The sequence below is a fragment of the Pseudomonas sp. 18.1.10 genome, from assembly GCF_024655625.1.
GTDB lineage: Bacteria > Pseudomonadota > Gammaproteobacteria > Pseudomonadales > Pseudomonadaceae > Aquipseudomonas.
The window spans coordinates 1-7,601 of the sequence record NZ_JANLGL010000243.1 but is presented as its reverse complement, the minus strand read 5'-3'; the positions used below and the strand labels follow the sequence as shown (position 1 = coordinate 7,601).

Below are 7,601 nucleotides of genomic sequence, written 5' to 3'. Positions count from 1 at the left end.
GATCCACCGCATTCGCGAGCAAGCCCGCTCCCACACAAGCCCGCTCCCACATTTTGAACTGTGTTGTGTCAGGCCGGTACGAGGAAGGCGGCTTCCAGCAGCTGTTGGGTGTAGGGGTGTTGCGGGGCAGCAAAGATCGCTTTCGCATCCCCTTGCTCCACCACCTGGCCTTGCTTCACCACCATCAACTGATGACTCAGCGCCTTCACCACCGCCAGGTCATGGCTGATAAACAGGTAGGTCAGGTTGTACTTGGCCTGCAAGCTGCGCAGCAATTCCACCACCTGGCGTTGCACCGTGCGGTCCAGCGCCGAGGTGGGTTCGTCCAGCAGGATCAAGCGTGGCTTGAGCACCAGGGCGCGGGCGATGGCGATGCGTTGGCGCTGGCCGCCGGAGAACTCGTGGGGGTAGCGATGGCGCGACTCCGGGTCCAGGCCGACTTCCTTGAGCGCCGCGATAATCGCCGCTTCCTGCTCCACCGGCGTGCCCATCTTGTGAATGCGCAGGCCCTCGCCGACGATCTCGCTGACGCACATGCGCGGGCTCAGGCTGCCAAACGGGTCCTGGAACACCACCTGCATTTCCCGACGCAGCGGGCGCACCTGTTGCTGGGTGAGTTGGTCCAGCTGCTGGCCTTCAAAGCGAATGCCGCCCTGGCTGCCGATCAGCCGCAGGATCGCCAGGCCCAGGGTGGATTTGCCCGAGCCACTCTCGCCGACAATCCCCAGGGTTTGCCCCTGGGGCAGGCTGAAGTTGATGCCGTCCACCGCCTTGACGTAGTCCACGGTGCTGCGCAGGAAGCCTTTCTTGATCGGGAACCAGACCTTCAAGTCATCGACTTCCAGCAACGGTGGACCCACCACGTTAGTGGCCGGGCCACCGCTGGGTTCTGCCGCCAGCAGCTCCTGGGTGTAAGGATGCCGGGGCGACTGGAACAGCGTTTCGCATTCCGCCTGCTCAACGATGCAGCCTTTCTGCATCACGCACACGCGGTGGGCAATGCGCCGCACCAGGTTCAGGTCATGGCTAATCAGCAACAAGGCCATGCCCAGGCGCGCCTGCAGTTCCTTGAGCAGCTCGAGGATCTTCAACTGCACGGTGACGTCGAGGGCGGTGGTCGGCTCATCCGCAATCAACAATTCCGGCTCATTGGCCAACGCCATGGCGATCATCACCCGCTGGCGCTGGCCGCCGGACAATTCATGGGGCAACGCCTTGAGGCGCTTGTGGGGTTCAGGAATGCCCACCAGATCGAGCAATTCCAGGGTGCGTTGGGTGGCGGCCTTGCCTTGCAAGCCCTTGTGCAGGTCGAGCACTTCGTTGATTTGCTTCTCGATGGAGTGCAGCGGGTTCAACGAGGTCATCGGCTCCTGGAAGATCATCGCAATGCGGTTGCCGCGAATATGGCGCAGGGATTTTTCTTTCAGGGTCAGCAGGTCTTGCCCGGCGTATTCGATGGTGCCGGACGGGTGTCGCGCCAACGGGTAAGGCAGCAGGCGCAGGATCGAGTGGGCGGTGACCGACTTGCCCGAGCCGCTTTCGCCCACCAGCGCGATGGTTTCGCCGCGCTTGATGTCGAAGCTGACGTTGTTCACCACGCGGTGGGAGTGTTCGCCGGTGACAAACTCGACGCTGAGGTCGCGGATTTCGATCAGATTGTCCTGATTCATCTCATTTCCTCGGGTCGAAGGCATCGCGAGCGGACTCGCCGATAAACACCAGCAGGCTCAACATGATCGCCAGCACGGCAAACGCACTCATGCCCAGCCACGGCGCTTGCAGGTTGGATTTGCCCTGGGCCACCAGCTCGCCCAGGGACGGCGAACCGGCCGGCAGGCCGAAGCCAAGGAAGTCCAGGGCGGTGAGGGTGCCGATGGCGCCGGTGAGGATGAAGGGCATGAAGGTCATGGTCGAGACCATCGCGTTGGGCAGGATATGGCGGAACATGATCGCGCCGTTCTGCATGCCCAGCGCCCGCGCCGCACGCACGTATTCGAGGTTGCGCCCACGCAGGAACTCGGCTCGCACCACGTCCACCAGGCTCATCCACGAGAACAGCAGCATGATCCCCAGCAGCCACCAGAAGTTGGGCTGCACGAAGCTGGCAAGGATGATTAACAGATACAACACCGGCAAGCCGGACCAGATCTCCAGGAAGCGCTGCCCGGCCAGGTCGACCCAGCCGCCGTAAAAGCCCTGCAAGGCCCCGGCGATCACGCCGATGATCGAGCTGAGCACGGTGAGCGTGAGGGCAAACAGCACTGACACCCGGAAGCCGTAGATCACCCGCGCGAGCACGTCGCGGCCCTGGTCATCGGTGCCCAGCAGGTTGACGCTGGACGGCGGCGCGGGGGCCGGCACTTTCAGGTCGTAGTTGATGCTCTGGTAGCTGAACGGGATCGGCGCCCATAAGGTCCAGGCGTCCTTGGCCTTGAGCAGCTCCTGGATATACGGGCTCTTGTAGTTGGCCTCCAGGGGGAACTCGCCGCCAAAGGTGGTTTCCGGGTAGCGCTTGAGCGCGGGGAAATACCAGTCGCCGTCGAAGTGCACGGCCAGTGGCTTGTCATTGGCGATCAACTCCGCGCCCAGGCTGAGCCCGAACAGGATCAGGAACAGCCACAGCGACCACCAGCCACGCTTGTTGGCCTTGAACCGTTCGAACCGGCGGCGATTGAGGGGGGATAGATTCATCTCAATGCTCCCGGCTGGCGAAGTCGATGCGTGGATCGACCAGGGTGTAGGTGAGGTCGCCGATCAGTTTCACGATCAGTCCCAGCAGGGTGAAGATAAACAGCGTGCCGAACACCACCGGGTAGTCGCGGTTGATCGCCGCTTCAAAGCTCATCAGGCCGAGGCCGTCGAGGGAGAAGATCACTTCCACCAGCAGCGAGCCGGTGAAGAAGATGCCGATAAAGGCCGACGGGAAACCGGCGATCACCAGCAGCATGGCGTTGCGGAACACATGGCCGTAGAGCACGCGGTGGTTGGTCAGGCCCTTGGCCTTGGCGGTGACCACGTATTGCTTGTTGATCTCGTCGAGAAAGCTGTTCTTGGTCAGCAGGGTCATGGTGGCGAAGTTGCCGATCACCAACGCGGTGATCGGCAGCGCCAGGTGCCAGAAGTAATCGAGGATCTTGCCGCCCCAGCTCAGTTCGTCGAAGTTGTTGGAGGTGAGCCCGCGCAACGGGAACCAGTCGAAGTAACTGCCGCCGGCAAACACCACGATCAGCAGGATGGCGAACAGGAACGCCGGGATCGCATAACCGACGATGATTGCCGAGCTGGTCCACACGTCGAAGTGGCTGCCATGGCGTGTGGCCTTGGCGATCCCCAAGGGGATCGACACCAGGTACATGATGAGCGTGCTCCACAACCCGAGGGAGATGGACACCGGCATCTTTTCCTTGATTAGGTCGATGACCTTGGCGTCACGGAAGAAGCTGTCGCCAAAATCCAGGCGGGCGTAGTTCTTGACCATGATCCACAAGCGTTCCGGCGCCGACTTGTCGAAGCCGTACATCTTCTCGATTTCCTTTATCAGCGCCGGGTCCAGGCCCTGGGCGCCACGGTAGCTGGAACCGGCCACCGCGACCTCGGCACCGCCGCCGGCGATGCGGCTGGTGGCGCCGTCAAAGCCTTCGAGCTTGGCGATCATCTGCTCCACCGGGCCGCCTGGCGCGGCCTGGATGATGATGAAGTTAATCAGCAGAATCCCGAACAGCGTGGGGATAATCAGCAACAGGCGGCGAAAGATATAGGCCAGCATTTAATCGCCTCCGCTCGCCGGGTCGGCGCTCGTCTGGGGGGGAACCGGCGGTTGCACATTGGGCTTGCTCCACCAGGTGGAGATGCCGACGTCGTACAGCGGCGAAACCTTTGGATGACCGAGGTTGTTCCAATAGGCCACGCGGAAGGTCTTGATGTGCCAGTTGGGGATCACGTAGTAGCCAAACTGCAGCACGCGGTCCAGGGCCTTGGCGTGGGCGATCAGGCTGACGCGGGTGTCGGAATCGATCAGTTGCTCCACCAGTTGATCGACGGCCGGGTCTTTGAGGCCCATGTAGTTGCGGCTGCCGGGCTTGTCGGCGCTGGTGGACTTCCAGAACTCGCGCTGTTCGTTACCCGGCGACGACGATTGCGGGAAGCTGCCCACCACCATGTCGAAATCCCGCGAGCGCAGGCGGTTGATGAACTGGGACACATCGACCCGGCGAATTACCAGGTCTATCCCCAAGTCGGCGAGGTTGCGCTTGAACGGCAGCAGGATGCGTTCGAATTCGGTCTGGGCCAGCAGGAACTCGATGGTCACCGGTTTGCCGGTGGTATCGACCATCTTGTCGTCGACGATCTTCCAGCCGGCTTCCTGCAACAACTGGTATGCCTCGCGCTGCTGGGCGCGGATCATGCCGCTGCCGTCGGTCTTGGCCGGGGCGAAGGCTTCCGTGAAGACTTGCGGCGGGATCTTGTCACGCAGCGGTTCGAGGATCGCCAGCTCGTCCGGGCCGGGCAGGCCGGTGGCGGCCATGTCGGAGTTTTCGAAGTAGCTGCGGGTGCGGGTGTAGGCGCCGTTGAACAGTTGCTTGTTGCTCCATTCGAAATCCAGCAACAGGCTGATGGCCTTGCGCACACGCACGTCTTCGAACATCGGCTTGCGCACATTGAACACAAAGCCCTGCATCCCCGTGGGGTTGCCGTTCGGGATCTCCTCCTTGACCAGGCGACCTTCGGCCACTGCCGGCACGTTATAGGCATTGGCCCAATTCTTCGCGCTGAACTCGGCCCAGTAGTCGAACTGGCCGGCCTTGAGCGCCTCCAGCGCCACGGTGGCGTCACGGTAGTAGTCGGTGATGCGCTGGTCGAAGTTGTACAAGCCCTTGTTGATCGGCAGGTCCTTGCCCCAATAGTCCTTGACCCGCTCGTACCGCACCGAACGCCCGGCCTTGACCTCGGCCACCTGGTAAGGGCCGCTGCCCAGCGGAAACTCCAGGTTGCCCTTGTTGAAGTCGCGGGTGGCCCACCAGTGTTTCGGCAATACCGGCAATTGGCCGAGGATCAGCGGCAATTCACGGTTGTTGGTGCGCTTGAACTTGAACAGCACGCGCAGCGGGTCTTCGGCGATCACCTCGTCCACATCGGCGTAGTAGGTGCGATAGAGCGGGGTGCCGTCCTTTATCAGGGTCTCGAAGCTGAACACCACGTCGTCGGCGCGCATCGGGTGGCCGTCGTGGAAGCGCGCTTCGGGGCGCAGGTAGAAGCGCACCCAGCTGTTGTCCGGGGCCTTTTCGATCTTGCCGGCCACCAGGCCGTATTCGGTGAAGGGTTCGTCGAGGCTTTGGGTGGCGAGGGTGTCGTAGATCAGGCCGATGTTGTCGGCGGGCACGCCTTTGCTGATAAACGGGTTGAAACTGTCAAAGCCGGTCAGGCTGGACTCGCGGAAGGTGCCGCCCTTGGGCGCGTCGGGGTTGACGTAGTCGGTGTGCTTGAAATTGGCGGGGTATTTGGGCGGTTCGTTGTACAGCGTCAGCGCATGTTGCGGGGCGGCGTGGGCCAGGTTGCACAGCAACAGGCTGGCGATCAATGCGTTGCGCACATACGTCATTGGGCTTTCTCCGAAGCTTTCAGCCACCATGCGCTCAGGCCCAGGCTATAGGGCGGCGTAGTGACAAAGGCGAACCGGTTGCGGTACGCCAAGCGATGATAGTTGAGGTACCAGTTGGGAATGCTGTAGTGCTGCCACAGCAGCACCCGGTCGAGGGCGCGGCCGGCGGCCAGTTGGGCGTCGCGGGTCTGCGCCGCGAGCAGCTGTTCCAGCAGGCGGTCGACAATCGGGTTGGCGATGCCGGCGTAGTTCTTGCTGCCCTTGATCGCGGCCTGGCTGGAGTGGAAGTACTGCCACTGCTCAAGGCCGGGGCTCAGGGTCTGGTTGAGGGTAATCAGGATCATGTCGTAGTCGAATTGATCCAGGCGCTGCTTGTACTGGGCGCGGTCAACCGTGCGCAGGCGTGCGTCGATGCCGATACTTATCAGGTTTTCGACATAGGGCTGCAGGATGCGCTCCAGGTTCGGGTTGACCAGCAGGATTTCGAAGCGCAGCGGTTGCCCGTCACTGTTGAGCAGGCGCTGGCCCGACAGCTTCCAGCCGGCCTCGCCGAGCAGGGCCAGGGCGCGGCGCATCGTGTCGCGCGGGATGCCACGGCCGTCGGTCTGCGGCAGGCTGAAGGGCTGGGTGAACAGGTTCACTGGCAACTGGTCGCGGTACGGCGAGAGCAGCAGCCATTCATGACCCAGCGGCACGCCGGTCGCCGAGAATTCGCTGTTGGGGTAGTAGCTCAGGGTGCGTTTATAGGCGCTGCTGAACAGGGTGCGGTTGGTCCATTCAAAATCGAACATCAGCCCCAAGGCTTCGCGCACCTCTGTCTGGCTGAACGTTGGCCGGCGCGTGTTCATGAACAGGCCCTGGCTTTGCGTCGGGATCTGGTGGGCGATTTGCGCCTTGATTACATCGCCACGGTTGACCGCCGGGAAGTTGTAGCCGGTCGCCCAGTTCTTTGCCTGGTGTTCGATATAGATGTCGAATTCGTCGGCCTTGAAGGCTTCGAAGGCCACGTCGCTGTCGCGGTAGAACTCCACTTCGACCTTGTCGTAGTTATAGAAACCCTGGTTGACCGGCAGGTCCTTGCCCCAATAATCCTTGACCCGTTCGAATACCAGTTGCCGGCCTGGGGTGACCTTGGTCACACGGTATGGCCCACTGCCCAGTGGCGGTTCGAAGGTGGTGGCCTTGAAGTCGCGGTCTTTCCAGTAGTGCTGGGGCAGCACCGGCAACTCGCCCAGGCGCAGGATCAGCAACGGGTTGCCGGCACGCTTGAACACAAAGCGGATACGGTGCCGGTTGAGCACATCGACCCGCGCCACTTCTTGCAGGTTGGTGCGGTACTGCGGGTGGCCTTCGGTCAGTAGGGTGCGATAGGAGAATGCCACGTCATAGGCGGTGATCTGCTTGCCATCATGGAAGCGCGCTTCCGGGCGCAGGTTGAACACCACCCAGCTGCGGTCCTCGCTGTACTCCACCGACTGCGCGATCAGGCCATAGCTGGACGTGGGTTCATCCCCCGATGGTGCGTACTGGCCAGTACCGACCATCAACGGCTCGTTCAGCTCATTGACGCCGTATTGCAGGAAATTGGGCGTGGAAACCGGGCTGGAGCCCTTGAAGGTGTAGGGGTTGAGCGTGTCGAAGGTGCCAAATGCCATGACCCGCAAGGTCCCGCCTTTCGGCGCTGCAGGGTTTACCCAATCGAAGTGGGTGAATTTGGCCGGGTACTTGAGCACGCCGAACTGCGTATAACCGTGGCTCTCGGTAATGGTCGCGTTCGCGGTAAAGCTCAAGGCCAGACTTATTAGTAGAAGGAGGGGACGCTTCAAGTCAGAGATCCGATCCAGGCGGCTTGGGCTTTATGATCGGTACAGTAACAGCTTGTTCCGGTTGGAAAAAGCATCTTGAAAAGGGTGACAAACCAATGTGGGAGCGCGCTTGTTGTGGGAGCGGGCTTGCTCGCGAATACGGTGGATCAGTCACTCAAGTATCGACTGGCACCTGT

Annotated in this window: 5 protein-coding genes; all 5 read right to left on the bottom strand. The window is 61.7% G+C overall.

Features of this window, described 5'->3' with window-relative positions; translation table 11 throughout:
• Positions 1–68: 68 nt before the first annotated feature.
• Genes NUV89_RS25765 through NUV89_RS25745 form a run of 5 tightly spaced genes read right to left on the bottom strand, consistent with a single transcriptional unit; the run spans position 69 to position 7,425 of the window.
• On the bottom strand, positions 69–1,670 hold the full coding sequence (locus NUV89_RS25765; protein WP_257783536.1) for an ABC transporter ATP-binding protein: 1,602 nt from the start codon (positions 1,668–1,670) through the stop codon (positions 69–71).
• Position 1,671: 1 nt separating this feature from the next.
• Positions 1,672–2,691 (bottom strand): ABC transporter permease, encoded by a 1,020-nt coding sequence (locus tag NUV89_RS25760; RefSeq protein WP_124362721.1) that lies wholly within the window; start codon positions 2,689–2,691, stop codon positions 1,672–1,674.
• Position 2,692: 1 nt separating this feature from the next.
• Positions 2,693–3,766: a microcin C ABC transporter permease YejB gene (locus NUV89_RS25755; RefSeq protein WP_017738566.1), complete on the bottom strand. Its 1,074-nt coding sequence runs from the start codon at positions 3,764–3,766 to the stop codon at positions 2,693–2,695.
• On the bottom strand, positions 3,767–5,599 hold the full coding sequence (locus NUV89_RS25750; protein ID WP_257783535.1) for an extracellular solute-binding protein: 1,833 nt from the start codon (positions 5,597–5,599) through the stop codon (positions 3,767–3,769).
• Positions 5,596–7,425: an extracellular solute-binding protein gene (locus NUV89_RS25745; protein WP_257783534.1), complete on the bottom strand. Its 1,830-nt coding sequence runs from the start codon at positions 7,423–7,425 to the stop codon at positions 5,596–5,598. The genes NUV89_RS25750 and NUV89_RS25745 overlap by 4 nt, the downstream gene beginning before the upstream one ends.
• Positions 7,426–7,601: the final 176 nt, after the last annotated feature.